Annotated in this window: 25 protein-coding genes, 2 tRNA genes and 1 riboswitch; of the genes, 11 read left to right on the top strand and 16 right to left on the bottom strand. The window is 65.7% G+C overall.

The genetic code is table 11. From position 1 onward, the window contains the following. Positions 1-388: 388 nt before the first annotated feature. From clpB to HUK84_RS02005, 3 genes are all read right to left on the bottom strand, one after another. A complete protein-coding gene (clpB, locus tag HUK84_RS01995) occupies positions 389-2,992 on the bottom strand; it encodes an ATP-dependent chaperone ClpB (RefSeq protein WP_176638729.1) in 2,604 nt (867 codons plus the stop codon). Between the two features lie 184 nt (positions 2,993-3,176). Next, complete coding sequence (locus HUK84_RS02000) at positions 3,177-3,680, bottom strand: GlcG/HbpS family heme-binding protein (RefSeq protein ID WP_176638752.1); 504 nt, start codon at positions 3,678-3,680, stop codon at positions 3,177-3,179. A gap of 32 nt (positions 3,681-3,712) precedes the next feature. Beyond that, positions 3,713-4,771: an aldo/keto reductase gene (locus tag HUK84_RS02005; RefSeq protein ID WP_176638730.1), complete on the bottom strand. Its 1,059-nt coding sequence runs from the start codon at positions 4,769-4,771 to the stop codon at positions 3,713-3,715. Between the two features lie 119 nt (positions 4,772-4,890). Between HUK84_RS02005 and HUK84_RS02010 the strand changes: the two genes are divergently transcribed. After that, positions 4,891-5,796 carry a LysR family transcriptional regulator gene (locus tag HUK84_RS02010; RefSeq protein ID WP_176638731.1) on the top strand — a complete coding sequence of 302 codons (906 nt, stop codon included), beginning with the start codon at positions 4,891-4,893 and terminating at the stop codon, positions 5,794-5,796. Between the two features lie 182 nt (positions 5,797-5,978). Here the strand turns inward: HUK84_RS02010 and ilvC are convergent, their stop codons facing one another. The 4 genes from ilvC to miaA all read right to left on the bottom strand — a co-directional run bounded on the left by ilvC (position 5,979) and on the right by miaA (position 10,568). Beyond that, on the bottom strand, positions 5,979-6,998 hold the full coding sequence (gene ilvC, locus HUK84_RS02015) for a ketol-acid reductoisomerase (RefSeq protein ID WP_176638732.1): 1,020 nt from the start codon (positions 6,996-6,998) through the stop codon (positions 5,979-5,981). 45 nt (positions 6,999-7,043) lie between these two features. Next, entirely contained in the window at positions 7,044-7,559 is a 516-nt protein-coding gene (ilvN, locus tag HUK84_RS02020; RefSeq protein ID WP_176638733.1) for an acetolactate synthase small subunit, read from the bottom strand. Positions 7,560-7,672: 113 nt separating this feature from the next. Beyond that, complete coding sequence (ilvB, locus tag HUK84_RS02025) at positions 7,673-9,499, bottom strand: biosynthetic-type acetolactate synthase large subunit (protein ID WP_176638734.1); 1,827 nt, start codon at positions 9,497-9,499, stop codon at positions 7,673-7,675. Positions 9,500-9,569: 70 nt separating this feature from the next. After that, positions 9,570-10,568, bottom strand: coding sequence for a tRNA (adenosine(37)-N6)-dimethylallyltransferase MiaA (gene miaA / locus HUK84_RS02030; protein WP_176638735.1), 999 nt, complete (start codon positions 10,566-10,568; stop codon positions 9,570-9,572). Between the two features lie 30 nt (positions 10,569-10,598). Between miaA and serB the strand changes: the two genes are divergently transcribed. The 3 genes from serB to HUK84_RS02045 all read left to right on the top strand — a co-directional run bounded on the left by serB (position 10,599) and on the right by HUK84_RS02045 (position 13,323). Next, positions 10,599-11,495 (top strand): phosphoserine phosphatase SerB, encoded by an 897-nt coding sequence (serB, locus tag HUK84_RS02035; protein WP_176638736.1) that lies wholly within the window; start codon positions 10,599-10,601, stop codon positions 11,493-11,495. A gap of 134 nt (positions 11,496-11,629) precedes the next feature. Beyond that, on the top strand, positions 11,630-12,472 hold the full coding sequence (locus tag HUK84_RS02040) for a carbon-nitrogen hydrolase family protein (RefSeq protein ID WP_176638737.1): 843 nt from the start codon (positions 11,630-11,632) through the stop codon (positions 12,470-12,472). Positions 12,473-12,519: 47 nt separating this feature from the next. Next, a complete protein-coding gene (locus HUK84_RS02045; RefSeq protein WP_176638738.1) occupies positions 12,520-13,323 on the top strand; it encodes an NAD kinase in 804 nt (267 codons plus the stop codon). 21 nt (positions 13,324-13,344) lie between these two features. Here the strand turns inward: HUK84_RS02045 and HUK84_RS02050 are convergent. The 6 genes from HUK84_RS02050 to HUK84_RS02075 form a co-directional block, all read right to left on the bottom strand. Then, positions 13,345-13,430: transfer RNA gene (locus HUK84_RS02050), tRNA-Leu, on the bottom strand. Between the two features lie 72 nt (positions 13,431-13,502). Further along, positions 13,503-14,222 (bottom strand): M48 family metallopeptidase, encoded by a 720-nt coding sequence (locus tag HUK84_RS02055; RefSeq protein WP_176638739.1) that lies wholly within the window; start codon positions 14,220-14,222, stop codon positions 13,503-13,505. After that, positions 14,222-14,704 (bottom strand): YcgN family cysteine cluster protein, encoded by a 483-nt coding sequence (locus HUK84_RS02060; RefSeq protein ID WP_176638740.1) that lies wholly within the window; start codon positions 14,702-14,704, stop codon positions 14,222-14,224. The genes HUK84_RS02055 and HUK84_RS02060 overlap by 1 nt, the downstream gene beginning before the upstream one ends. Beyond that, positions 14,628-15,173, bottom strand: a complete 546-nt coding sequence (locus HUK84_RS02065) for a hypothetical protein (protein ID WP_218064152.1) — start codon at positions 15,171-15,173, stop codon at positions 14,628-14,630. Before HUK84_RS02065 ends, HUK84_RS02060 begins: the two co-directional genes overlap by 77 nt. Before the next feature lie 11 nt (positions 15,174-15,184). Continuing rightward, a complete protein-coding gene (locus tag HUK84_RS02070; protein ID WP_176638742.1) occupies positions 15,185-16,135 on the bottom strand; it encodes an extracellular solute-binding protein in 951 nt (316 codons plus the stop codon). A gap of 93 nt (positions 16,136-16,228) precedes the next feature. Continuing rightward, the gene (locus tag HUK84_RS02075) at positions 16,229-17,302 is read right to left on the bottom strand and encodes an ABC transporter ATP-binding protein (RefSeq protein WP_246285305.1); all 1,074 of its coding nucleotides are present in this window, start codon (positions 17,300-17,302) and stop codon (positions 16,229-16,231) included. 130 nt (positions 17,303-17,432) lie between these two features. Here HUK84_RS02075 and HUK84_RS02080 point away from each other — a divergent pair, with 130 nt between their 5' ends. The 5 genes from HUK84_RS02080 (at position 17,433) to HUK84_RS02100 (ending at position 21,229) form a co-directional block, all read left to right on the top strand. Next, entirely contained in the window at positions 17,433-17,711 is a 279-nt protein-coding gene (locus HUK84_RS02080; protein WP_176638744.1) for a hypothetical protein, read from the top strand. A 97-nt stretch (positions 17,712-17,808) separates the two neighbouring features. Further along, the gene (locus tag HUK84_RS02085) at positions 17,809-18,183 is read left to right on the top strand and encodes a hypothetical protein (RefSeq protein WP_246285306.1); all 375 of its coding nucleotides are present in this window, start codon (positions 17,809-17,811) and stop codon (positions 18,181-18,183) included. 373 nt (positions 18,184-18,556) lie between these two features. Then, a complete protein-coding gene (locus HUK84_RS02090) occupies positions 18,557-18,751 on the top strand; it encodes a DUF1656 domain-containing protein (protein ID WP_176638746.1) in 195 nt (64 codons plus the stop codon). A gap of 32 nt (positions 18,752-18,783) precedes the next feature. Next, on the top strand, positions 18,784-19,695 hold the full coding sequence (locus tag HUK84_RS02095) for an HlyD family efflux transporter periplasmic adaptor subunit (RefSeq protein WP_176638747.1): 912 nt from the start codon (positions 18,784-18,786) through the stop codon (positions 19,693-19,695). A 13-nt stretch (positions 19,696-19,708) separates the two neighbouring features. Further along, positions 19,709-21,229: an efflux transporter outer membrane subunit gene (locus HUK84_RS02100; RefSeq protein ID WP_176638748.1), complete on the top strand. Its 1,521-nt coding sequence runs from the start codon at positions 19,709-19,711 to the stop codon at positions 21,227-21,229. Positions 21,230-21,359: 130 nt separating this feature from the next. On the opposite strand, the gene HUK84_RS02105 is transcribed toward HUK84_RS02100, so the two are convergent. From HUK84_RS02105 to HUK84_RS02115, 3 genes are all read right to left on the bottom strand, one after another. After that, positions 21,360-21,436, bottom strand: a tRNA-Arg gene (locus tag HUK84_RS02105). Between the two features lie 185 nt (positions 21,437-21,621). Then, entirely contained in the window at positions 21,622-22,092 is a 471-nt protein-coding gene (locus HUK84_RS02110) for a PaaI family thioesterase (protein ID WP_176638749.1), read from the bottom strand. Between the two features lie 230 nt (positions 22,093-22,322). Beyond that, entirely contained in the window at positions 22,323-23,789 is a 1,467-nt protein-coding gene (locus HUK84_RS02115; protein WP_176638750.1) for a sodium:solute symporter, read from the bottom strand. 95 nt (positions 23,790-23,884) lie between these two features. Between HUK84_RS02115 and HUK84_RS02120 the strand changes: the two genes are divergently transcribed. Further along, entirely contained in the window at positions 23,885-24,091 is a 207-nt protein-coding gene (locus HUK84_RS02120; RefSeq protein ID WP_176638751.1) for an entericidin A/B family lipoprotein, read from the top strand. A 103-nt stretch (positions 24,092-24,194) separates the two neighbouring features. Further along, positions 24,195-24,363, top strand: a riboswitch (FMN riboswitch). Positions 24,364-24,475: 112 nt separating this feature from the next. Continuing rightward, positions 24,476-25,135 (top strand): bifunctional diaminohydroxyphosphoribosylaminopyrimidine deaminase/5-amino-6-(5-phosphoribosylamino)uracil reductase RibD (locus HUK84_RS02125; protein WP_374729243.1); only part of this gene is annotated, 660 nt, incomplete at its 3' end.

Below are 25,135 nucleotides of genomic sequence, written 5' to 3' on the forward strand. Positions count from 1 at the left end.
CACCATAAAAACGCATATCCAAAAGACATACATCCAACAGCGCCCCTAAGACCAAATACCCAGAAACAAACCAGGCACCCAATCCCCTAAACAATCCAGGCACAAAGCCCAAACCGCCAGGACGCCGTCAACATATCCCTTCCGTTCTCTTCTCTCTTCAATTGTCAATGAGCGTTTCCGAAGGGCGGTGCCGTTCGGTGAAGCGGCTTTTACGGGGATTGGGGGGCGCTGTCAACGCGGCCGTCCGATACCGGAAAAAGCACTGTTTTCTGCGAAAAATCGTCTATTTTTCGTCAGTCCGTTTCGAAACCCGCGCAAAAAAGATGAAATTTTTTCTGCGTTTGCATGACAGGTTGCTGAAGGGGGCGCGGCCCCCTTCAGCACGGCATCACGACACGTCCAGCCGATTGCCGTTGATCGTCAGTCCGACATCGTCAGCCGAGATGCGCACCATATCACCGTCGTGGATCGTGCCATCCAGCAGCAAGCCGGCCAGCGGGTTCTGCAGCATGCGCTGGATGACGCGCTTCAGCGGGCGGGCGCCATAGACCGGATCGTAGCCTTCTTCCGCCAGCCACAGATGGGCAGGTTCGTCCAGGACCATCTCGATATGCCGATCTTCCAGCAGTTTGCGCAGACGACCGATCTGGATATCAACAATGCGGGTCATGTCCTCACGCCGCAGGCGCGAGAACAGGATGATCTCGTCCAGCCGATTGAGGAATTCCGGCCGGAAATGCTCACGCACCGCCTTCATGACCTCGGCCTGCGCCATTTCGGCGGATTCGTCGTCCGGCAGATGAGCCAGAACCTGCGCCCCCAGATTGCTGGTCAGGACGATGATCGTGTTGCGGAAATCGACCGTCCGCCCCTGCCCGTCAGTCAGTCGTCCGTCATCGAGCACCTGCAGCAGCACGTTGAAGATGTCCTCGTGCGCCTTTTCGACCTCATCGAACAGGATGACCTGGTAGGGACGCCGCCGCACCGCTTCGGTCAGCACGCCACCTTCTTCGTACCCGACATAGCCCGGCGGGGCGCCGATCAGGCGGGATACGGCGTGTTTTTCCATGAACTCGCTCATATCCACGCGCAACAGCGCCTTTTCATCGTCGAACAGGAACCGGGCCAGAGCCTTGCACAGTTCGGTCTTGCCCACGCCCGTCGGACCAAGGAAGAGGAACGAGCCGATCGGACGATTGGGATCCTGCAGGCCGGCGCGGGCACGGCGGACGGCATGCGCCACGGCCTTCAGCGCCGGTTCCTGGCCGACGACACTGCGGCGCAGCTCGTCCTCCATCCGCAGCAGCTTGGCACGCTCGCCTTCGAGCATGCGATCGACCGGCACGCCGGTCCAGCGCGAGACGACGGACGCGACACCCTGTTCGGTCACGGCCTCACTCACCAGGCCCGCGCCCTTAGCCGCCGCCTCATTTTCTTCCTGCACGCGGGCGATCTGCTCCTGGAGGCCGGGGATGACGCCGTACATCAACTCCGACGCCCGAGCCAGATCGCCCCGGCGCTGCGCGACCTCGACGTCCGAGCGGGCTTGGTCAAGCTGCTCTTTCATCTTCTGCACCGCGTTGACCCGGTCCTTTTCCGCATGCCAGGCCGCGGTCATGGCATTGGATTTTTCTTCCAGTTCGGCCAGTTCGGCTTCCAGCTTGACCAGGCGTTCACGGCTGGCCGGATCTTCCTCCTTGCGGATCGCCTCGCGTTCGATTTTCAACTGGATCAGCCGGCGATCGAGTTCGTCCAGCTCCTCGGGCTTGCTGTCGATCTGCATGCGCAGGCGGCTGGCCGCCTCGTCCACCAGATCGATCGCCTTGTCCGGCAGGAACCGGTCGGTGATGTAGCGGTTCGACAGCGTCGCCGCCGCCACCAGGGCGTTGTCGCTGATCCGTACGCCGTGATGAAGTTCGTATTTTTCCTTGATGCCGCGCAGGATCGAAATCGTGTCGGCAACCGAGGGCTCGCCGACATAGACGGGCTGGAAGCGCCGGGCGAGCGCCGCGTCCTTCTCGATATATTTGCGGTACTCGTCCAGCGTGGTGGCACCGATGCAATGCAGGGTGCCCCGCGCCAGTTCCGGCTTGATCAGGTTGGAGGCGTCCATCGCCCCATCCGACCGACCAGCCCCGACCAGGGTATGCATTTCATCGATGAAGAGGATGACCTGTCCCTCGGCGCTTTCGATTTCCTTCAGCACCGCCTTCAGACGCTCTTCGAACTCGCCGCGGAATTTCGCGCCGGCAACCAGCGCGCCGAGGTCGAGCGACAAAAGCTTCTTGTTCTTCAGCGCCTCGGGTACGTCGCCGTTCACGATACGCAGGGCCAGACCTTCGACGATGGCAGTCTTGCCAACGCCGGGTTCGCCGATCAGCACCGGATTGTTCTTGCTGCGCCGGGCCAGAACCTGGATCGCGCGACGGATTTCCTCGTCCCGGCCGATGACCGGATCGAGTTTGCCCTGCTGGGCGATTTCCGTAACGTCGCGCGCATATTTCTTGAGCGCGTCGAAGCTGGCCTCGGCGTTACCGCTCGTGACCGTGCGCCCCTTGCGGATGGCGGCGACAGCCTTTTCCAGCGCCTGCGCACTCGCGCCGCCGTCACGCAACGCGCGACCGGCCGGCGTTTCCGACGCCGCGATGGCGACCAGCAGGCGATCCTGCGCCACATATTCGTCGCCGGCATGCTGCGCCATGCTCTGCGCCTTATCCAGCACCCGGACGAAATCGGGTGTGGCCTGCGGCTGACCGGCGCCGCCTCCCTGAACACGGGGCAGCTTCGCCAGGGCGGCCGCGATTTCGGCCTGGATGGCCGGTACCTGGCCGCCGGCGGCACGGATCAGCGAGGCCGCCGCGCCCTCGGGATCGTCCAGGAGCGCCTTGAGCAGATGTTCCGGCGTCAATTGCTGATGATAGTCCCGCACCGCGATCGTCTGGGCGGCCTGAAGGAAGCCGCGCGACCGTTCGGTGAACTTCTCGATATCCATGATCCCATGTCCCTTTCACTGAGGCGACCTGAAGGCCGGGCGCCGCGCCCCTGCATGAGGCGACGCGACACCCGGAACAGCACCGACATGGGAACAATGATGCGCTATGACAAGGGTCTGGCAGGTAGAGCGCAAGGCATGACGTCCCTCGAACGGTCCAAGGGCAGGCCGATGAACGGGCAGGTCAATGAAACAGGGGGGAGACTTCCTTTAGCGCGGCGACGGCGCATTGCTCGTCGAGATCGCCGCCCGGGGCGCCGGATACGCCCAATCCCCCCAGGACCGAACGGTCGGCCCGGCGGATCAGCGCGCCGCCCGGCATGAACAGCACCTGCGGGATCGTGTTCAGCGCGCCGTTGGCCGGACCGGTAACCTTGGCCGCGATCAGGGCACTGGTCGTATCCTTGTCGAAGGTCATGCCATAGGCATAGGCGGTATAGGCCTTGCGATAGGACACGGACAGCGATTGCAAGGGCACAGTATCGCCCTTGATGATGACCTGTTCATGACCCGAAGGGTCGACCACCGCGGCGGTCACCGACCAACCATGGGCGGCGCAGATGCGCACCGCCGCCGCTGCCAGTTTTTCAGCCAGCTCCCAGGACAATTTCTGGGTCGTGACGATGCCGGCCCCCTCTGCCCGGGTCGGGGCCGGAGCGGCGGTGCAGGCAAACCCCACCAGACACATGGACAGCCGAACGCAGCACAGGCGCACGGTGGTCAATCCTTTCTGATCGACGGGCCGAGGAGCAGCAGGTCGGCAGGCGACAGCCGGTCCGCCGCCGTGCTGGCCTGGTGCCAGTACGGATAAAGCAGCGGCGGAGCGCTCACACGGTCCAGCCGTGCCATGTCCTCGGCCGACAGAGCAAGCTCGGCGGCCGCGAGGTTGTCGGCCAGTTGCGCCTCAGTACGCGCGCCGATCACAAGCGACGTCACGCCCGGACGCTGCGCCACCCAGGCCAAGGCGACCTGAGCGGCGGAAACGCCGCGCTCCTGGCCGATCGCCACCAGCACTTCGACGACGTCGTAGAGCTTCTCGACGTCGTAGACCGGCGGTTCGTTCCATTGAGCCAACTGGCGGGTGCCTTGGGCTTCGGCTTGGCCGCGCCGATGCTTGCCGGAAAGCAGGCCGCCCGCCATCGGGCTCCAGACCTGAACGCCAAGTCCCTGATCCACGGCGAGGGGCAGCAATTCATATTCGGCTTCGCGTGCCTGGAGCGAATAATAGATCTGCTGCGCCACCGGAGCGATCAGTCGGTTGCGTTCCGCCGTGCCGAGCGCCTTCATGATATGCCAGGCGGAGAAATTGGACACGCCGGCATAGCGGATCTTGCCTGCGCGGGTCAGGGTATCCAGCGCTTCGAGCGTTTCGTCGAGCGGGGTCTGGCCGTCCCATTCATGCAGGTAGTAGAGGTCGATATGGTCGCGGCCCAGACGGCGCAGGCTGGCCTCGGCCGCCGCCATGATATGATAGCGTGACAGGCCGGCATCGTTGGCCCCCGACCCCATGCGGAAGCGGGCCTTGGTGCCGACGAGAATTTCGCCCGAGCGGCCCTTCAGCGCCTGGCCCAGGATCTCCTCGGAGAGGCCGGTGGAGTAGATGTCGGCCGTGTCGAACATGTTGACGCCGGCCGCGATGCACATGTCGATCTGACGCATGGCGCCCGCGAGGTCGGTATTGCCGGTCTTGGCGAAGGCGCCCTTGCCGCCGAACGTCATGGTTCCGAGGGTGAAGGCGGATACGCGCAGGCCGGAGCGGCCGAGCTGACGATACTGCATGAACGATCTCCCAGTCCTTGATGGGCTGTCTTGATATGCCTCGGGGACTATGGGCGCCGGCTCCGGGGAATGATAACCGTCAAATTCGGAAAGCTTCTTCCGGGAAAGGCGAACGAAAAATGCGCGATACCGACGAGATGCGGATTTTCGTCGAGATCGTCCGGCAAGGTGGCCTGTCGGCGGCGGCGCGCCATCTGGGGCTGGCGATTTCGGTCGTCAGTGATCGGCTGTCGCGCCTCGAGCGCCGGCTGGGCACGCGATTGCTGGTGCGGACCACGCGCCGGCAGACATTGACCGAGGCCGGGCGCATCTATCTGGATGAATCCACCGCAATCCTGTCCGCGACCGAGGGCATGGAGGCCCGGGTGCGCGAAACGGTGAACGCGCCCGGCGGCTTGTTGCGCGTGACCGCCCCCCTGCCCTTCGGACGGATCAAGCTGGCACCTTTCGTGGCTGGATTTATCCGCCGGCATCCGGACATTCGCGTGCATCTGACGCTGGAAGACCGGATGACCGACATCGTGGGCGAGGGTTATGACATCGCCATTCGCGGAGCGCCGGTCGTGGATACCATGCTGGCAGGCCGACGGCTGATGGAAAGCCGACGCGTGCTGGTGGCCAGCCCCGCCTATATCGCCCGGCACGGGCAACCCGAGATACCGGGCGACCTGGCCCGGCATGCCTGTCTGGTGGCGAATACGAGCGGCCAATGCCGCGGCACGTGGCGGTTCGGCCGCGGAGAGAATACGCGCATCTACCGCGTGGACGGCCATCTGGCATCCAGCCATTCGGAACTGCCGGTTCAATGGGCATTGGATGGGATGGGGTTGACGCAGAAATCGCTCTGGGAAGTCGAAGACCATCTGCGAGATGGGCGGCTGGTGACGGTGATGGAGGCCTGGGAGCCGGATCCGGTGACCTTCTATGCCATCCACACCATCAGTACCGCGCATTCACACAAGATCGCCTTGTTCATCGGCGAACTGGTGCAGCCGGGGCTGGGAATCGCCGATTATGCCCCGTAGGTGACGGAGGGCCCCAGATCGCACGATCAGACCTACGGGCCCACTGCGCTCCGGCCCGGAAAGGCCGCGTTCAGCATGTGTTTTCGAGCACCAAAAGCGCGGCGACCTTATTGACCGGTCGCCGCGGAGCGCAGGAAATGCGCGTCAGATTATCGCCAGCATGCGCATTTCCGGGCGGACCCTTAGTTGCGGGTCTTGTCGACCAGCTTGTTCTTGCCGATCCACGGCATCATGGCACGCAGCTTTTCGCCGACCTGTTCGATCTGGTGTGCGTTGTTGCGCGCACGGATCGCCTTGAAGCCGACATTGCCCGACTGGTTTTCCAGGATGAAGTTGCGCACGAACGTGCCGTCCTGGATATCCGTCAGGACGCGCTTCATCTCGGCCTTGGTTTCCGGCGTCACGATGCGCGGGCCCGTGACATACTCGCCATATTCCGCGGTATTCGAGATCGAATAGTTCATGTTCGCGATGCCGCCTTCATAGATCAGGTCGACGATCAGCTTGGTTTCGTGCAGGCACTCGAAATAGGCCATTTCAGGGGCATAGCCGGCCTCGACCAGCGTTTCGAAACCCGCGCGGATCAGCTCGACCAGCCCGCCGCACAGCACGGCCTGTTCGCCGAACAGGTCGGTTTCGACTTCCTCCTTGAAGGTGGTCTCGATAATGCCGGCGCGGCCGCCGCCATTGGCCGACGCATAAGACAGCGCGATTTCGAGCGCGTTGCCCGATGCGTTCTGCGCCACGGCGACCAGCGAGGGTACTCCGCCACCGCGCTGATATTCGGAGCGCACGGTGTGGCCCGGGCCCTTGGGCGCGATCAAGAACACGTCCAGGTCGGGACGAGCCTCGATGATGCGGAAATGGATCGACAGGCCGTGGGCGAACGCCAGCGCGGCCCCCGGCTTCAGGTTCGCTTCCAGATGTTCTTTGTACAGCGCGCCCTGGCCCTCATCCGGGGTCAGGACCATGACCACGTCGGCCCACGCCGCGGCGGCGGACGGGTCCATCACCTTGAAGCCCGCAGCCTCGGCCTTGGCCACGGCGGTGGAGCCGGGGCGCAGGCCGATCACCATCTCGGTGACGCCGCTGTCCTTCAGGTTGTTGGCATGGGCGTGGCCCTGGCTGCCATAGCCGATGATCGCGACCTTCTTGGACTTGATCAGGTTCACGTCGGCGTCGCGATCGTAATACACGCGCATGGAAAACACTCCTGTTGAAACGGTGGAAAAAAGGGACCTGCGGGATCAGATCGTCCGGGGACCCCGGATGATCGCGGCGACGCCGGTACGGGACACCTCGGCCAGGCCCAGCGGACGCATCAGGTCGATAAAGGAATCGAGCTTGTCGGTCGCGCCGGTCAGTTCGAAGATAAAGGATGTAGCCGTCGTATCGACGGCACGGGCGCGAAAGGCCTCGGCGATGCGCAGCGCCTCGGTCCGGGCCTCGCCGGACGAGACGACTTTCACCAGCGCCATTTCACGGGCCACGTGCGGGCCCAGTGCGGTCAGGTCGGCTACCCGATAGACCGGCACCAGGCGACCCACCTGCGCCTTGATCTGCTCGATCACCTGCGGCGTGCCGGAGGTGACGATATTGATGCGCGACTGGTGACGCGATTCCTCGACCGGAGCGACGGTCAGGCTTTCGATATTGTAGCCGCGGCCGGAAAACAGGCCGATCACGCGGGCCAGTACGCCGCTTTCGTTTTCGACCAGAATGGAAATGACCGCGGAGATCGTCGTCTCCTCCTGCGTGGTCATGATGGCTCTTCCTGAAATGGCGACCGGCGCGGGGCATGCGTGACCTCCGTGCCGGCAGGGATGGGGACGAGGCGGCCGGGCACCCCCGGCCGATGCGATAGCGGGCGCGCCGATCAGACCAGCATGCGGCCCTCGGCACTGACCTTGACCTCGTCATCCTGTTCCGGGCCGAGCAGCATCTGGTTGTGGGCGGCGCCGGACGGAATCATCGGATAGCAGTTCTCGTCCTGCGCCACGCAGATATCGGCCACCACCGCGCCCGGTTCGGCCAGCATGGCGCGGATGACGTCATCCAGCTCACCGACGCAGGACGCACGCAGGCCGCGGGCATGGAAGCTTTCGGCCAGACGGACAAAATCCGGCAGGGCCGCGCTATAGCTTTCGGAATAGCGCGAACCATGCAGCAATTCCTGCCATTGGCGCACCATGCCCATATATTGGTTGTTCAGGATGAACAGCTTCACCGGCAGGCGGTACTGGGCGATCGTGCCCAGTTCCTGGATGTTCATCAGGGTCGACGCCTCGCCTGCGATATCGATGACCAGGGCGTCGGGATGGGCGATCTGCACGCCCACCGCCGCCGGCAGGCCGTAGCCCATCGTCCCCAGGCCGCCCGAGGTCAGCCAGCGGTTCGGCTTGTCGAATTGGAAATGCTGGGCCGCCCACATCTGGTGCTGGCCGACTTCGGTCGAGACATAGGTGTCGCGCCGGGTTTCCATCGCCAGTTCGTAGAGGCGGCGAACGGCATATTGCGGCCGGATGATCGCCGACGGCGCCATGTCCTGTTCGAAATGCAGGCTGCGGATGCCCCGCCATGCATCGATCTGCTGCCACCATTGGGACAGGGCGGCCGCATCGGGCGTTTCGGTCTGCCGTTCCCATTCCTCGATCATCATGTCGATGATACGGCCTGCATCGCCCAGGACCGGCACGTCGACCTGCACGATCTTGTTGATCTGCGACGGATCGATATCGGCGTGGATCTTGAACGAATCCGGCGAGAACGCATCCAGCCGCCCGGTGACGCGATCATCGAAGCGCGCACCCAGTGCGATCAGCACATCGCAGCCATGGGTGGCCAGATTGGCTTCGTACGTGCCGTGCATGCCCAGCATGCCCAGGAACTGACGGTCGGTGGTCGGATAGGCGCCCAGCCCCATCAGCGTGGAGGTGCAGGGAAAGCCTGTCATCCGCACCAGGCGACGCAGCGACTCGCTGGCGCGGGGGCCGGCATTGATAATGCCCCCGCCCGTGTAGAAAAGCGGCCGCCTGGCCTGCTTCATGGCCGCGACGGCACGCGCCACGGCATCGCGGTCCGGCTCGGTGCGTGGGCGATAGGACGGGTGCGGCGCGCGCGACGCAGGCTGATACGGCGCCGGCCCCACCGTCACGTTCTTCGGCAGGTCGACCACCACGGGGCCAGGGCGGCCGCTGCGGGCGATATGAAAGGCCTCGTGCACCACCCGGGACAGGTCGGCGGCACGCCTGACCAGATAATTATGCTTGGTCGCCGGGCGCGTGATGCCGGTCGTGTCGGCTTCCTGGAACGCATCGGTGCCGATCAGCGGCACGCCGACCTGTCCCGTGAAGCACACCACCGGGATGGAATCCATCAGCGCATCCACCAGGCCGGTGACGGCATTGGTCGCGCCCGGGCCGCTGGTGACCAGCACCACGCCGACCTTGCCGGTCGAGCGAGCATAGGCTTCGGCAGCGTGCACGGCTGCCTGCTCGTGCCGGACCAGCACGTGACGGATCGCGTTCTGCTTGAACAGCGCGTCATAGATCGGCAGAACGGCGCCACCCGGATAGCCGAAGACGACCTCGACCCCCTGATCGACGAGAACGCGAAGCAGAACCTCGGCCCCGGAGAGGACGACGTCCCCAGCCTGGGTGCGCGTGTTCAACTTCAGGTCGTTCAGGTTCGGTGTCGCGTTCATGTTCCTTGCTCCTCCACCCGAGCTGTTCATGGGCACCTGATGGTGGCCATTCGGGCGGAATGTCGGGGGTTTAGGGAAACTGAGGCCCCGCGTCAATCCGTCTTAGAATAAAAGAAATGGGATCGACATCATTTCTTTCCATTTGTTGCGCATCCCCCGTCATGCGTGCCGCGACGACCAGGCTGTCTGCGTCCGCCGCCAGGCGATGGTGGGCGAACCAGGTCGCTTGCCGCCGTGTGTAGCGCCCCGTTGCCAGCACGGCGTGATGCGCGGCTTCCTCCAGGGTCTGCTCTCCGTGCAGCCAGGCCGTCAGTTCCGGCACGCCATGCGCGCGCATGGCCGGCAGGCTGGGCGGGAGGGAGTGTGCCAGCAACGCCCGGACCTCGTCCACCGCGCCGGTCCGAAGCATGACGGCGAAGCGCGCGGCAATTGCGGCGCGCAGGATATCACGCGGCGGATCCAACCGGACGGCAATCATCCGGCATGCCAGCGGCGGCAGGGTTGCGGCGCGGCGCCAATGGATCATGCCACGGCCGGTCCCGGAGAGAACCTCCCACGCCCGGGCGAGACGCTGACTGTCGGAAGGGCGCAGGGTGGCAGCGGTTTCAGGATCGTATTTCGCGAGCCGCGCATGCAGGGCGGCGGGCCCCTCGGCTTCGACAAGGGCGCGGGCCTCGGCACGGGCGGCGGGTCCGGGGTCCGGGATATCGGTCAGTCCGTCGGTCAGGGCGCGCAGATACATGCCGGTGCCCCCGCACAGGATCGGCATGCGGCCTGCGCTCCACGCCGCCCGGATTTCAGCCAGGGCCTGCGTACGCCACCAGGCGACGCTGCCCGGCTGCGCGGCCGGCAGGATCCCGTAGAGACGGTGCGGCAATTCGGCCTCGTCCTGCGGACTGGGACGCGCGGTGACGATGCGCAGTTCGCGATAGACCTGCATCGAGTCCGCGTTGATGACGACGCCGTTCGTCGCATGGGCCACCGCCATGGCCAGCGCCGACTTGCCCGAGCAGGTCGGCCCGGCGATCACGAGGATCGGCCGAGCGCGTGAATCCGCCGCTTGCGTCACGGCGCCATCCCTGTCACACGCATCGGCATCATGTCGCTGTCCCATATCCTTACACTCGTCGCCAATCGCGCAGCCACGACCCTGACCGATGCCCATATCGGCGCGGCGCGCGACATGGTGAAGGGCGGCACCCCCACCATCCTGTCGCCCGGCGAGGCCGCCGAGATCCCCTGTCCGCCCCCCGGCGACGGAATGCCGACGCTGGAGACGATCCGCGCGGTCTTCGGCCCGCGCCATGTCGACACCCTTCTGACGCGTTCGCGCGGACGGCGCAAAGGGCTTCTGGTCGCGGACATGGACAGCACCATCGTGGCCAACGAGACATTGGACGATCTGGCCGCCCATGCCGGCATCGGCGAGCGTATCGCCGAGATCACCCGCCGCTCGATGAATGGCGAGATCGATTTCGCGGCTGCCCTGCGCGAACGGGTCGGGCTGCTGGCCGGACTGCCGGACTCGCTGCTGGAAGCCGCCTGGAAGGATGTGCGGCTGAATGAAGGCGCGCGCGAGCTGGTGGCGACGATGCGTGCGCACAACGCCCGCACCGCGCTGGTATCGGGTGGCTTCACCTTCTTTACCGGACGGGTCGCGTCGCTGTGCGGATTCAGCGAGCATCATGCCAACGTGCTGGAAAGCCGGGAGGGTATGCTGACCGGCACCGTCGCCGAGCCGATCCTTGGACCCGACGCCAAGCGCGCGCACCTGCGACGGCTGGCCGAAGCCGGACGGTTGAAGCCGGCCGCCACCATGGCGGTAGGAGACGGCGCGAACGATCTGAACATGCTGCGCGACGCCGGGCTGGGCATCGCCTTTCACGGCAAGCCGATCGTACGCGCCGCCGTGGCCAATCGCGTGGATCATACGACGCTGCGCACCCTGCTGTTCGTCCAGGGGTATCCTGCCGCCTCCTTCGTCGGCGCGGCCTGAACGCCGCCCGAATATCCGTGCGGCAGTTGCGGGGCATCGGGCACGCATCTTATAAGCGAAGGCATAACCCCCGCAGTCCATGACCCTGTGAACGGGCCGATGGATCAGCCTTCTACGATCGGACGGAGCTTCCGGTGCGCACCACTGTCATCCAGATGGCCCCCGGCGCGTCCTTGCCGGATAATATCGCCGAGGCACGGCGCCTGATTGCCGCTGCGGTTTCCGCCGACCGGCCGGACCTGGTGGTACTACCGGAAATATGGAGTTGTCTCGGCGGGACCGCCGAGGTGAAATTCGCCAGTGCCGAGGAATTGCCTCCGCCAGGCGCACCGGAAGGCGGCGTCGGCCCGCTTTATCGCTTCCTGAGCGAAACCGCGCATGCCCATGGCATTACCCTGCATGGCGGCTCGATCGGACAACGTTGCGGGGACCGGCTGCTGAACACCAGCCTGATCTTCGGCCCCGATGGGGTGGAGCGCGCGCGCTACAGCAAGATTCACCTCTTCGACATCACCACTCCCGGGGGCGAGGGCTATCGTGAAAGCGATACCTATGCGCCGGGCCGGAATGTCGTGACGGTACCGGTCGGACCGTTCATGGCCGGCCTGGCCATCTGCTACGATATCCGGTTCGCCGAACTGTTCCTGTCCTTGAGGCGGCAAGGCGCGAACCTGATCATCCTGCCTGCCGCCTTTACCGCCGAAACGGGCGAGGCGCACTGGCAGACCTTGCTGCGCGCGCGGGCGATCGAGACCCAGTGCTGGGTCGTGGCATGCGGCACTACCGGCACGCATGCCGACGCCAATGGAAATGCACGGAAGACTTACGGCCATTCGATGATCATCGATCCATGGGGTACAGTCGTAGCCCAGGCCTCGAACGGCATCGGCTGGGTGACCGCGCGGCTGGACCTGGACATGGTCGAACGTGTCCGTGCCGGAATTCCGGTGATGGACCATCGCCGCCTGACATCCTGAATGCTGGGCCGCCTGATCCTGGACCCGGTCATTTTGCGGGGCGCGCCATGAACGAGATCCATCCCCCCGTCTGGCCGTCGGGGCAGCCGCCACGGCGGCTCGCCTTCATCGCGGCGCCGAATCCTGGTGCCCACCGAACACTGGAAAGCCTGACTGCCCGCTACGGCCAGCATACGCCGCAGGAGGCCGATGCCGTCATCTGCCTGGGCGGGGATGGGTTCATGCTGGAAATCCTGCATATGATGCTGGGCCAGACGACCCCGGTCTACGGAATCAATTGCGGATCGGTCGGGTTCCTGATGAATCCGGCGATTCCGGATGATCTGCCCATGCACCTGACGCAGACACAGGCGGCGACTCTGCACCCTTTGCGCATGACCGCGCAGAAATCGTCGGGCGAGATCATCGAAGCGCTGGCGCTGAACGACGTGTTTCTGTTCCGCGAAACCCGTCAGGCAGCCAAGATCCAGATCGAGGTCGATGACCGGGTGCGGATGCCCGAACTCATCTGCGATGGCGTGCTGGTTTCAACGCCGGCGGGATCGACGGCCTATAACCTGTCGGCGCACGGGCCGATCGTACCGCTGTCGGCCAATCTGCTGCCCTTGACGCCGATCAGCGCCTTTCGCCCCCGACGCTGGCGCGGTGCACTGCTGCCATCGGCGGCACGGGTACGGCTGACGATCCTGGAACCCGAGAAGCGCCCTGTCGCCGCTGTGGCTGATTTTACCGAAGTGCGGGACGTCGTGTCGGTCGAAATTGCCGAAGACCGGGCGATCCAGACCACCCTGTTGTTCGATCCCGGCCAGAGCCTGTCCGAACGGATCCTGGCGGAACAATTCACCGTCTGACGGCGGATCGGACACGAAAGATGGTGCGAGCTGCGGGACTCGAACCCGCACGCCCTTGCGGGCGCAAGATTTTAAGTCTCGTGCGTCTACCATTCCGCCAAGCTCGCCCGGCCCGTCGTCTAGCACACTCGCCAAGGCGGTAAAATCCGCGGGCCCGGTTTTTGTTGCCCGGGGTCCTTTCAAGCCATGCGCAACAGAGCGGGTCCATGACGCCGGAGCCAGGTTTCCGCCATATGGCGGTGAGGGGTCAGACTGGCGACCAGCATCCAGAAATCCGACCCATGATTCAGATGCCGCAGATGTGCCAGTTCGTGGGCAATGACATAGTGCTGGATTTCTGCCGGCGCCATCAGAAGGCGCCAACTGAGCATGATCGTTCCGTCCGAATTGCAGCTACCCCAGCGGCTGCTGGTGTCCTTGATCGCCAGCCGCCGTGGCCGCAGGCCTGACTGTTCGGCCAGTTGGGCCATGCGCGCGGACAGACGGCGCCGCGCCTCCTGCCTGAGAAAGGCGCCGAGACGGCGGCGCATGAACTCGGCCTCTCCACTGACCATGATGGTCTCGCCTTCGATCCATACGCCGCCCCGCGCATGCGGGCAGTGACGAATGGCATGCGGGCGGCCATCCAGCAGCACCTGGCCGCCATCATGCCATGGCGCATCCGGCGGCAGGTGATCCAACCGACTGAAAACCCAGATCGCGTGGGTGCGTAGCAGCGCCAGGCCGGCTTCACGTGTCGTGCGAGGCGGCAGGGTGACGACGACGCCGGCCTGTCTGGGATCAATCCGCAGGGTGACCCGGCGCGCCTGGAGGGAGTGACGCCAGAAGACGGAGATATCACGCCCCTCCAGCGACACAGTCTGCTTCGCCGCCTTGTCCGTGCCGGAGAGGGCGTTCATCAATCCACGCGGCGCAGCTTGGGACGGCGCGGCTTGGGCATGGTGCCGGGCCAATCGACGATGTGATGTTCCAGCAGGCCGGCGCGGCGTTCGCTGAGTGCCCGGCCGCGGACGGAAATTCCGGCCTGGTGTACGGTGTCGGGCGAACCGGATACCAGAGGGTGCCACCACGCCAGGGGGCGGCCCTCGGCCAACAGGCGATAGGCGCAACTGGGCGGCAGCCAATCGATGTCGGCCAATGCCTCGGGCGTCAACTGCACGCAATCGGGGACTTTGCGCCGCCGCTGCGCATAGTCGGAGCAACGGCAGGTTTCCAGGTCCAGCAAGCGGCAGGCAACGTTGGTATAAAGGACCTCGTTCGTCTCATCCTCGCGCAGCTTGTGCAGGCAGCATCTGCCGCAGCCGTCACACAGCGCTTCCCATTCCTCGGCCGTCATTTCGTCCAGGCGCCGAGTCTGCCAGAATGGAGGAGTATCGGTCATGGTCGACGATCATATGGGATTGGGTCGTGGCTGAGAAGACAAGCGGCCGCCCCCGTGATCCGCCATACAGAGCCAGCAAAATCGTAGCCGCCATGGCCAGCGCCATTGCCGCCAGCACGGCCGGGCCAAGCAGCGGCAACCAGAGCATGCGCAGGCGCGCCGCCTGCCCGGCCCCCAGCCCCCGGGCTGTACGGGTCATGTCCCGCGGCAGGGCCGATAATGCCCGTAGCGGCAGGAGCACGATCATCGGCACCAGGCATGCCCCGCGCAGCAGCGCGCCGGTAATCATGCCGTCGGGTAAGAGCGACGGCGATGCCGCAACCATGACACCCGGGATCAGGAGCATCGATGCCATGATGCGGGCAGCGATCAGCGCACACGCGATACGCAGGCCGCGCAGGGCCAGACAGACGAGAAAGATCAGCGTGGCACCGCCGCTGCCGCCCGCCAAGGTCAACAAGGCGGACATCATTCGGCCTGTCACGAAGGCGCCGCCAGCCAGTCCGCGAACCGCTTGGTCAGTTCCGGGAGATGGGCCTGCCAGAAGGCCGCATCCATGGGGATGGGCTGCGGTCCGGAAACAGGGCGACCATGATATAAGGCAGCGAAGCGCGTCACCTGTTCGGGTTGACCCATGTAAGTCAGCAGCGCGCGCACCTTGGCCCGCGTCGCATCATCCAGTCCGGTTGCGACCCCCCAGCACAGCACGTCGTCCAGGCTCTGGTCCCATTGCAGCCCGACATCGCGATGGCCCGCCGCATCCTGCATGGCGGCGACCTCGCCCGCGGCGGCGCTGGTCATCAGCACGCTGCCATTGCCGATAATGCGTGCCGAGTCCGCAGCATCGGTCCACCAGACGATATAGGGACGCAACTGGCTGAGCTTGTGGAACGCCCTGGCGACGCCTTCCGGCGTGGCCAGGACGGTGTAGACATCGGACGCCGGCACGCCGTCAGCCATCAGGGCAATTTCCAGGGTGGAACGCGGATCCTTGCGCAGACCACGCTTGCCGGGATAGCGGACAACGTTCCAGAAATCCGCCCAATGGGGGGCGCTCGGCACCCGGCCGCGGTCCCAGGCCAGGGCGATTCCATCATGCAGAGCAGGCACGCCACAAGCATCGGCGCTGCCCGGACTGCCGCCCAGCCGCTGCAATTGGCCCTGCAGGCAGGCGATACGGGCCGTGCTGTCTTCCATCAACGCCAGCATCCAGGTGCCGCGCCCGATGGGCGGACGTTCTGCCAGGACCGGCAGATTGCCGTCCCAGATATAATGCAGCACGCTGGCACCCGAACTGGCCGCGAAAGGACGAAAGAACGCCTCGGCTTGAGCCTTGCCCAAGGCACCACCCCAGCTATTGACCACCAGCGCGTGCGTCCGCCACCGGCTCTTGGCTTCAAGCCGGGTCGGCGTCAGCGCCAGCAGAAGCATGAAAATCCCGACCAGATAGCGGAGCGGTCGGCGACGTGGACAGGACGAACCGGACAGGGGGACAAACTTTCGAATGGCGACGGGTGTCGAACGCTAGCTCATTTCACCGCGAAACGGAAAGGCCACCGCATGCACGGGCGGCCAGGCCAATTGGGCCGGTCGCCCGGGTTCCAGACCCGTCAGGCTTTGCGCCGGCGGACGCCGCACCAGGATTTCCTGCCCGTCGCCCAGGCGGAAACGCAGACGAATGTGATCGCCCATATGATGCAGTGCGACCAGGCTGGCGGGCAATGTTCCTTCTTCAGGGTCGGCAGTTGCGCGGCCTGAAGGGAATAAGGTCGCGATTCGATCCGGACGGATGCACAACGTGCAGAGCATGTCCGGAGCCAAGCCTTCGGCAGCCCGCGCTTCGACCACGCATCCGTTGGCCAGGTGAACCCGGGCCACATCGTCCTCCACCGCGCCGACGCGGCCGGTCAGGGTATTGGCATCGCCGAAATCGGCGGCAACCGCGGCACAGGCCGGGTTGTCGAACAGATCAACCGGTCGCCCCGTCTGCAGCAGCGTGCGGCCGGACAGAACGCCGATCCGATCCCCCAGCAGCAAGGCGTCCTCGCGGTCACGGGTGGCCAGCAGCATCGTCAGATTCTGTGCCCTGGCCAGCCGGGCCAGCACCTGTCGCAGGGTGCTGCGGTCGTCAGGTTCGAGCTTCGCAAAGGGGTCATCCAACAGCAGCACGGGAGGGGCGAAGACCAGCAGCCGGGCCAGCCGGGCCCGCCACGCTTCCTGTGGCTCCAGAGCCTTCGGTGTTTGCTCGGCACGTCCATCCAGACCCGTCAGGGCCAGAGTCTCATTGACCCGGGCGGCGATAGAGGACCGATCGTATCCGCGTGCCCCGAGCGGGAAGGCCACGTTCTGCCGCACCGTCATATGCGCGAACAAATGATCCCGCGGACTGAACAGGCCGATGCCGCGCTGCCCGGCTGTATCCATGGACCTGTCCTGCCCGTCGATGAGAATTTCACCCCCGAGGCGGGGTAGGTGGCCGGCCAGCGTATCCATCAGGCATGACATGTCCGATACCCGATTGCCCAGCAGGGCCAGGCACATCCCACGTTGCACGGCAAACGACAGCGCGGGAGCGAAGGGATCGAGCGGCGCGCACATGAGGCCGCGTACATCCAGACGAGGAAGGACGGGCGGACGAGGAGAGACCACGGGCATACGAAAACCGAAACTTGACGAATAAGCGACGCGTTGGCTCCACCGTAGCCAACTTTAATCAAGGACACGAGCGATGTTCCGACGCAAAGCCCCGAAACCCACCCAGGAAGCCCTGAAGGCGACCCATGACGAATTGCTGTCACTGAAGGCGCAGGTAGAGCGCCTGATGAATGAGCATGTCACCCCGGTCCTGGCCGATGCGGCAGACCGGGCCGAGCACGTCGTTGCCAATGCGCGCGAACTGACGGATCATCAGGTGCGGGACGTCACGACCCGTGTGCGCGCCAAACCCTGGCTGGCCATGGTCATCGTCGCGGCGATCGGCTATCTGGCGGGACGCGTGATGAGGTAGGACGCCGCAAACACAGCAGAGGGACAAAGCGAGGACCATGAAAATAGCCGAACTTGGCAAGGCCACCGTCCAGGCGGAACTGACCGTCCGCCGCCAGATGGCCATCCGCATTGGCCGGCAGGTCGCTTTTCTGGTCATCGCCGCAATATTCGGCCTGCTGGCCGTACTGTCGGGCCACGCATTGCTGTGGGCATTTGCCTATCAAACGCTGGGATTCAGCGTATTGGGCGCGGCCATTCTGGTCTTTGCCATCGATGCAGCCGTGGCTGTCCTGTTCCTGCTGCTGGGCCGCAGGTCGATTATGACGCCTGAGGAAATCCGCGCGCGTTTCGAGCGGGATCATGCCATCAACGACCTGCGTCAGGCCATGGCACTGACGGCCATTACCTCGGCAATCGCAGGGCCGGTGGGCCGCCAAGCCGGGCGAGCCATCTGGCAGGTCGTGCGATCGGCCTTCGGCCGGAAAGGCTAGAAACCACAGGCCGGAAACTGGCGCCCGGCTTTTCCGCCACGAAGATGCCTGTCCCGGAATGGGGAGCATACCGAAATTGCAATAGCTCCCATCCGGCGTTTCTGGAAACGTGCTGCCGATCGAGGATCTTGAGCGCACGAAGCATCCGCGTGCGTGCCGAACGGGGATATTGGGACATTTTGCGGATGGCGGCCTCCGAACACAAACGGGGAGGCCGATAGTGCGGGACTTGGGCCCTTTCCAAGGGTGCCCCGGCGTTGGCAGCGCATTCTTCCCCCCACGACAATTCATCTCCTTGCCCGACGGGGTTGTACGGTCCCGGTCGGAACGGGTCCCCGATTGCCGGTACGCGCGGGAGCTGAGGGGTGAAGGGATGCTGAGCGAATTTGACCTGTTTGGCGTGTTTATGGCGCCGATCGTGGTGTATGCGGTTGCGGCGTTTCCGGTGACGATGGCGATCCGCTTTGTGCTGTGGTGGACGGGGCTGATGGGGTGGTTCTGGCACCTGGCGCTGTTCGAGGTGGCGCTGTACGCGTGCGTGCTGTGCTTTCTGATTTTGTATGTCTGACCGGGTATTTTGCGGATGTTCGAGAGAGTGCGATGCCCCTGCTGCGTAATCTGATCCGGGTGGTGCTGACCCTGGCGGTCGTCGTTCTGGCGATCGTGCTGGGGATGGATCTGTGGGACACGTATATGATCGCGCCATGGACCCGCGACGGGCGGGTGCGGGTCTATGTCGTCGACGTGGCGCCGGAGGTGCCGGGCACGGTGGTGCAGGTGCCGGTGGTGGACAACCAGTTCGTGCACAGGGGCGACCCGCTGTTCGTGCTGGATCCGGTGCGCTTCCACCTGGCGGTGCGCGAGGCGCAGGCGCGGCTGGACGGCGCGCTGGAGGAGCTGAAGCTGAAGCAGAGCGATGCGAAGCGCCGGATGGGGCTGGGCGGCATCGTGTCGGCCGAGGAGCAGGAGCGGTTCAATTCCGGCGTGGCGACGCAGATCGCCGCGGTGGATGCGGCGCGCGCGGCGCTGGACCTGGCGAAGCTGAACCTGCAGCGCTCGGTGCTGTATGCGCCGGTCAACGGCTATGTCACCAACCTGAACCTGCGGGTGGGGGATTACGCGACGGCGGGCCAGCCGCGGCTGGCGGTGATCGATGCCGATTCCTTCTGGGTGAACGGGTATTTCGAGGAAACCAAGATGTGGGGCGTGCATGTCGGCGACGCCGCGCGCGTCAAGCTGATGGGCTACAAGCCGATCCTGCCCGGCCATGTCGTGTCGATCGCGCGCGGCATCAACGACCAGAACGGCAATCCGGACCGGCTGGGGCTGCAGGACGTCAATCCGATCTTCACCTGGGTGCGGCTGGCGCAGCGCATCCCGGTGCGCATCCATCTCGACCGGGTGCCGGACAGCGTCACGCTGGCGGCGGGCATGACCTGCACGGTGACGGTGGGGCCGGAGACGCCCGGCCAGCGCGGGCGGCTGACCACCTGGCTGCAAGACCATCTGTGAGCCGGGCCGCGCGATGAGAATGAAGAACCAGGGGACCGGCCGGGCCGGCCTGCTGCTGGGGGCGGCGGGCCTGCTGGCGGCCTGCACGGTGGGGCCGCGCTATCAGCCCGACCGCATGGCGATCCCCGCGCGCTTTGCCGAGGACGGTCATGCCGCGACGCCGGCGGAGATCGCCCGCACCACGGCCGAGATGAAGGATTGGTGGCATCGTTTCGGCGATGCCGAACTGGACCGGCTGGTGGACCGGGCGATCGCGGGCAATTACGATCTGCGCATCGCCGGCCAGCGCATCCTGGCCGAGCGGGCGCTGCGCGATGCCCAGGCCTCGGCCTGGTATCCGCAGATCGACGCCAGCACCGTGGCGGGCGACAGCCGCTATTCGATCAATATCGACAACTGGCCGATCCGGCCGGGCAATCCGGCGAACCGGCCCGAGGCGTCGTACCTGTCCTATGGGGTCAGCGCCAGTTGGCAGCTCGACGTGTTCGGGCGGATCCGCCGCAGCGTCGAGGCGCAGGAGCGCGCGGTGGAGGAGACGGTCGAGGACCGGCGCGCGGTGCTGATGACCATGCTGTCGGAACTGGCCGGCGACTACATGGTGCTGCGCGACACGCAATTGCGGCTGCAGATCGCCGAGCGCAACATCCGGGTGGCGCAGGATGCCCGCGACCTGGCGCAGCGGCTGTATCAGCAGGGGGTGGGCACCACGCTGCAGGTCGCGCAGGCGCAGTCCGAACTGGAGACGCAGATCGCGGCGCGCGAGCCGCTGCGCACCCATATCGCGCAGATCACCCATGCGCTGGACGTGCTGATGGGACAGATGCCCGGCACCAGCGCGGCAGCGCTGGAACAGCCGGGACCGCTGCCGCGCGTGCCGGATTTTCCGGCGACGGTGCCGTCGGTCGTGCTGGCCAACCGGCCGGACATCCGCCGGGCGGAACGGGCCTATGCCGAGGCGACGGCGCGGATCGGGGTTGCGGTGGCGCAGCTCTATCCGAATTTCAGCATCCCGCTGAGCTTCAACCCGAACGCGTCGGCGATGTATCAGCTGTTCGAGACCGGGGCGCTGAGCTGGCAGTTCTTCATGATGGCGTCGCTGCCGCTGATGCATGGCGGCAAGCTGACGGCGCAGGTGCGCGCGGCGCAGGCGGCGGCGGAGGCCAGCCGCCTGGCCTATCGCCGGACGGTGCTGCAGGCGTTCCGCGAGGTCGAGGACGCGATGGCGGCCTGGCATGACGACGTGGAACACACCGAATGGCTGCACCGCGCGGCGCAGGACAGCGCGCTGGCCAGCGACCGGGCGCGCCGGCTGTATGGCGCCGGGCTGGTGGGCTTCCTGGACGTGCTGACCACCGAGCGCACCGCGCTGGCCGCCGAGAACGCCGAGGCCGTCGCCCGGCTGGAGCGGCTGCAGGACGCCGTCGCCCTCTATACCGCCATCGGCGCCGGATGGCAGGGTGTACCCCTGACAGCCTCCGCTCTGCCCGTCTCGCTCGAAACACAGCACGCCCTCGCCCGCGCCTTCCAGCAATAAAACAGCCGCAGGCACAGGGGGCAGGCGGGGTCAGCGGGCGGGGAGACCGTCCTTGACGGTACTGCCATACGGGCCAGGTGGGCCAGCTCCGTCGCACGAAGAAGCCGATTCAGACCATTTGTAAGGAAGGTGGCGCACCCGAAAGGACTCGAACCTCTAACCCCCAGATTCGTAGTCTGGTGCTCTATCCAATTGAGCTACGGGTGCAGCGTGGGGCGGTGTTTAGCCGAGAGGGTCGAAGACGACAACCCCCTTTGTCCATTTTTTTACATTCCTGTTTCAGGCCCAGGTGCGCGGGGGCCGCCACCGGGGAAAGGCGACTGAAGAAGGGCGGCATCCGCCCTTGCCCGGCTTCTGCGCCGGGTGTCGGATCCGGACAGTTCGATTGATAATCAGGGGATAATTTTACTCTGCGTCGCGGGCATGTGGCCCAGGAGCGCACGCAGGGCGGCACCGATATCCTGGCTGTCGCCGTCCTGAGGCGCTGTGCGATGATAGATTGCGCTGCTGCGTGCCACGGGCGTGCCCTCGACCGTGGCCAGTCCCTGGGCGAAGACCAGACTGCGCGTAATGCGCAGCGTTTCGGCCCGCAACTCGACCCATGCGCCATGCATGGCCGGGGCCATGAAATCCAGCGTCAGAGAGACGGTCGGCAGGAACGCCGCCCGCAGATCCTCGCGGAACAGGGCGGCAAGCAGGAGATAGACGTCGCAGACGCTGGCCAGCTTGCCGCCGTGGCACATCCCGGCCCGGTTGCAGCAAAGCGTCGTGACGCGGAACCCGCCCACCAGTTCGCCCGCTTCGAGCCCGATCATGAAGCCGCCGCTGGCGGCGTCGAAGCCGCCCGGGAACGCGTCAGGCATGAAAATGAAACCGGCGGGGGCCGGCAAAATGTCCCGGGCCGGATCGAAATGAAAGGTCACGGCCGGATGGCCCGTTTCGGCAGCCCGGCGGGCCGGCTGGCATTTGCAGCGCAGGTTCCTGGCACGCAAGCCTCCCGACGCGATTGTTTTCACGTGACGTGCACCCGTCCCGTTACGCGCAGGCCGGCCTGCCGGATGCCGCAAGACTGCGTGACCATGTGCCGGATGCCTCAGGCGCAGGAGCGTCCCGGCATCAGGCGGGACATCGTGCCGATTGCCAGCATGGTTGCCACGCCGATCGGCACCAGCCAGGGAAAGGCGATGGCATGGCCGCCGGGATGCATGAGAATCAGCACCGCCATGATGACCAGCGTGCCGAGAAACGCCGCGAGCGCGTCACGTGGCCGCGCACCGGGGACCAGCATCCCGAATAAGAATGCCCCCAGAAGCGCCCCGTAGGAATAACCGGCAATGGAAAGACCGAAAATCACCACCGACTGGCTGGTGGATGAGAAGCAGGAGGCCGCGACGACCAGCAGCATCGCCCATGCCGCAGTGATGGCCCGCGACAATGCAACCACGCTCCGTCCCTGCGTCATGCTGGACGGCAGCAGGTCGGAGAGCGTCGAACCCGTCATGGCGTTCAGGGCCGAGGACAGCGATCCCATCGTGGCGCCGACGATGCCTGCGACCAGCAGGCCAGCCAGCATGGGCGGCACGTCATGGGCGATGAAGGCCGGGAACAGGCCGTCGGGCGATGCCAGGCCGAGTGCGGCCGGCGTCGCGCCCGCACGGCGGATCCAGAGCAGAACCCCGATAGCGGACAGCACGCCGAACAGCAGGGTGACGACGACGGCGCTGCCGACCATGGCCAGGCGCGCCGCGCGCAGCGAACGGGCGGCAAGCACCCGCTGGACCATCAACTGATCCGCGCCGTGCGAGGCCATGGAGAGGATCGCTCCTCCTACAAGGGCCGTCAGCGGGGCGTAGGGGGCGGACAGGATCGCACTGCCATGGGTGAACAGGGCAAATCGTCCGGCCTGCCAGGCCGCGTGCAACGGAGCGGCATCCAAGGCCCCTCCTGCGCCGCGCGGCAGCAGGATTGCGACGCAGAATGCGGCGCCCAGGGCATAGACACCGAACTGGATGCTGTCTGACCAGACCACGGCCCGCAGGCCGCCGATGGATGTATAAAGGGCGGTCAGGAGAGTCAGCCCAAGCAGCACCGGCAACTGCCCCGCCGGCAGGTGGGCTGCCGCCAGCAGCGCGCAGATCGGCAGGGTGGAGGCGAAGAGCCGCACACCTTCGGCCAGCAGCCGGGTCAGCAGGAAGGCGCCGGCCGCGAGACGCTGCATGGTCCGGCCGAAACGCTGACCCAGATATTGATACGCGCTGGTCATGCCCTGGCGCATGTAGAGCGGCAACAGGATCCAGGCCACGACAGCGCGACCGATGATGTATCCGGCGCCGAGCCCGACAAAAACCATGCCATGGCCGTAGGCGACGCCCGGCACGCTGATCACGGTCAGGGTCGATGTCTCGGTCGCCACGATCGACAGGCAGATTGCCCAAGTCGGCATATCGTGACGGCCGACCAGGTAATCTGCGGCGGCGTGACGGCCGCGCGACAGGAACAGTGACACCGCGACCAGAATGGCCAAATATGCGGCAATGACGGCAGGTTCGGTCGGGCTCATGGCGGGCAGATACGGGCTCCTGCCCGAGGCGGATAGGGAACGCCGGACAGTTTCAGAGTTTTTCCCGGAGATAACAACCAGTGAAGGAGATATTCATGTTCCAGGCCCGTTTTGGGGTATTGCCGCTGTTCCGGACCGTCTTTCTGACCGCCGCGCTGCTTGGTGTCTCGGCCGGGCTGTCGGCATGCAACACCATTCGTGGCGCCGGCCAGGATGTCAGTTCGGTCGGCCATGATGTCTCACGCGGGGCGAGGGTCACGCAGAATGCCATCACCCGGGCGACGTCCGCGTCGCCGAACTGAGGCGGGTGGGGATGCAGAATGCAAGAGCGACGCGTCCGCTCTTGCATTTTCGCCGGTTCTTTCCCAATAATAAATTCGTTCCGGTCGTGATGGCCGGTTGAATTGACGTTCTCGGGGCGGGGTGAAAGTCCCCACCGGCGGTATTTGCGCCTGGTCCTTGGACCGGTTCGCATCAGCCCGCGAGCGCCCGTCAGGCCGTTGGCCGGACGGGGACAGCAGATCCGGTGAGATTCCGGAGCCGACGGTTACAGTCCGGATGATAGAGAACGCTGCCTGTGCGGCCGTGCCATGTCCTGGCGCGGCGACATGGGCGTGTGCGCCCCGGGTCCGTCCGGATGGATGGGACCGTTTGTCGTGGTTATGCGTTCGACAGGCTCGGGGACGATGGAGGCGGCTGACGATCCGGTCGGGTCATCGCGCGTATTCCCCTCCCCTCCCGGATTGGCGCATATCGATCTGGCGTTCCGCGCGGCGCTGGACGAGGCCGTGCGCCATATGGGCGCGACGGCGCCCAACCCCCCCGTCGGCTGCGCCATCCTGGATGGCGACGGGACGATCCTGACCGTTGCCGCCCATCATCGCGCGGGTGCCGCGCACGCCGAGGCCCTGGCCCTGCGCCAATGTGCCGACCAGGGGCTGATGGCGCGCGCGGCAATCGCGGTCGTGACGCTGGAACCCTGCAACCATACCGGCCGTACCGGCCCCTGTTCCGAAGCCATCCTGGCATCGCCGATCCGCACCGTCTGGATCGGCGCGGCGGATCCCAATCCCCGGGTCGCGGGCGGTGGGGGCGAGAGGCTGCGCGCGGCCGGGTGTGCCGTGCACGGGCTGGCCGAGCGGGATGATCCGGCGGGCCTGGCGCTGGCGGCGGACTGCCGCGCGCTGATTGCGCCCTTCGTCCATTGGTCGCGCACCGGCCGTGCGTGGCTGACGGTCAAGCAGGCGCTGGATGCCCAAGGGTCGATGATCCCGCCGGCGGGGCGGACGACGTTTACCTCGGACGCGGCGCTGACGCTGGCGCATCGGCTGCGGCGGGCGACCGAT

It is taken from the genome of Nguyenibacter vanlangensis, from assembly GCF_013376155.1.
Classification (GTDB): domain Bacteria; phylum Pseudomonadota; class Alphaproteobacteria; order Acetobacterales; family Acetobacteraceae; genus Gluconacetobacter; species Gluconacetobacter vanlangensis.

Coding starts and splice junctions, on each gene's coding strand:
- clpB (WP_176638729.1), bottom strand. CDS start 2,992: ATGGATATCGAGAAGTTCACCGAACGGTCGCGCGGCTTCCTTCAGGCC.
- HUK84_RS02000 (WP_176638752.1), bottom strand. CDS start 3,680: ATGTGTCTGGTGGGGTTTGCCTGCACCGCCGCTCCGGCCCCGACCCGG.
- HUK84_RS02005 (WP_176638730.1), bottom strand. CDS start 4,771: ATGCAGTATCGTCAGCTCGGCCGCTCCGGCCTGCGCGTATCCGCCTTC.
- HUK84_RS02010 (WP_176638731.1), top strand. CDS start 4,891: ATGCGCGATACCGACGAGATGCGGATTTTCGTCGAGATCGTCCGGCAA.
- ilvC (WP_176638732.1), bottom strand. CDS start 6,998: ATGCGCGTGTATTACGATCGCGACGCCGACGTGAACCTGATCAAGTCC.
- ilvN (WP_176638733.1), bottom strand. CDS start 7,559: ATGACCACGCAGGAGGAGACGACGATCTCCGCGGTCATTTCCATTCTG.
- ilvB (WP_176638734.1), bottom strand. CDS start 9,499: ATGAACGCGACACCGAACCTGAACGACCTGAAGTTGAACACGCGCACC.
- serB (WP_176638736.1), top strand. CDS start 10,599: ATGTCGCTGTCCCATATCCTTACACTCGTCGCCAATCGCGCAGCCACG.
- HUK84_RS02045 (WP_176638738.1), top strand. CDS start 12,520: ATGAACGAGATCCATCCCCCCGTCTGGCCGTCGGGGCAGCCGCCACGG.
- HUK84_RS02055 (WP_176638739.1), bottom strand. CDS start 14,222: ATGAACGCCCTCTCCGGCACGGACAAGGCGGCGAAGCAGACTGTGTCG.
- HUK84_RS02060 (WP_176638740.1), bottom strand. CDS start 14,704: ATGACCGATACTCCTCCATTCTGGCAGACTCGGCGCCTGGACGAAATG.
- HUK84_RS02065 (WP_218064152.1), bottom strand. CDS start 15,173: ATGTCCGCCTTGTTGACCTTGGCGGGCGGCAGCGGCGGTGCCACGCTG.
- HUK84_RS02070 (WP_176638742.1), bottom strand. CDS start 16,135: ATGCTTCTGCTGGCGCTGACGCCGACCCGGCTTGAAGCCAAGAGCCGG.
- HUK84_RS02075 (WP_246285305.1), bottom strand. CDS start 17,302: ATGTGCGCGCCGCTCGATCCCTTCGCTCCCGCGCTGTCGTTTGCCGTG.
- HUK84_RS02080 (WP_176638744.1), top strand. CDS start 17,433: ATGTTCCGACGCAAAGCCCCGAAACCCACCCAGGAAGCCCTGAAGGCG.
- HUK84_RS02085 (WP_246285306.1), top strand. CDS start 17,809: ATGGCCATCCGCATTGGCCGGCAGGTCGCTTTTCTGGTCATCGCCGCA.
- HUK84_RS02090 (WP_176638746.1), top strand. CDS start 18,557: ATGCTGAGCGAATTTGACCTGTTTGGCGTGTTTATGGCGCCGATCGTG.
- HUK84_RS02095 (WP_176638747.1), top strand. CDS start 18,784: ATGCCCCTGCTGCGTAATCTGATCCGGGTGGTGCTGACCCTGGCGGTC.
- HUK84_RS02100 (WP_176638748.1), top strand. CDS start 19,709: ATGAGAATGAAGAACCAGGGGACCGGCCGGGCCGGCCTGCTGCTGGGG.
- HUK84_RS02110 (WP_176638749.1), bottom strand. CDS start 22,092: ATGCCTGACGCGTTCCCGGGCGGCTTCGACGCCGCCAGCGGCGGCTTC.
- HUK84_RS02115 (WP_176638750.1), bottom strand. CDS start 23,789: ATGAGCCCGACCGAACCTGCCGTCATTGCCGCATATTTGGCCATTCTG.
- HUK84_RS02120 (WP_176638751.1), top strand. CDS start 23,885: ATGTTCCAGGCCCGTTTTGGGGTATTGCCGCTGTTCCGGACCGTCTTT.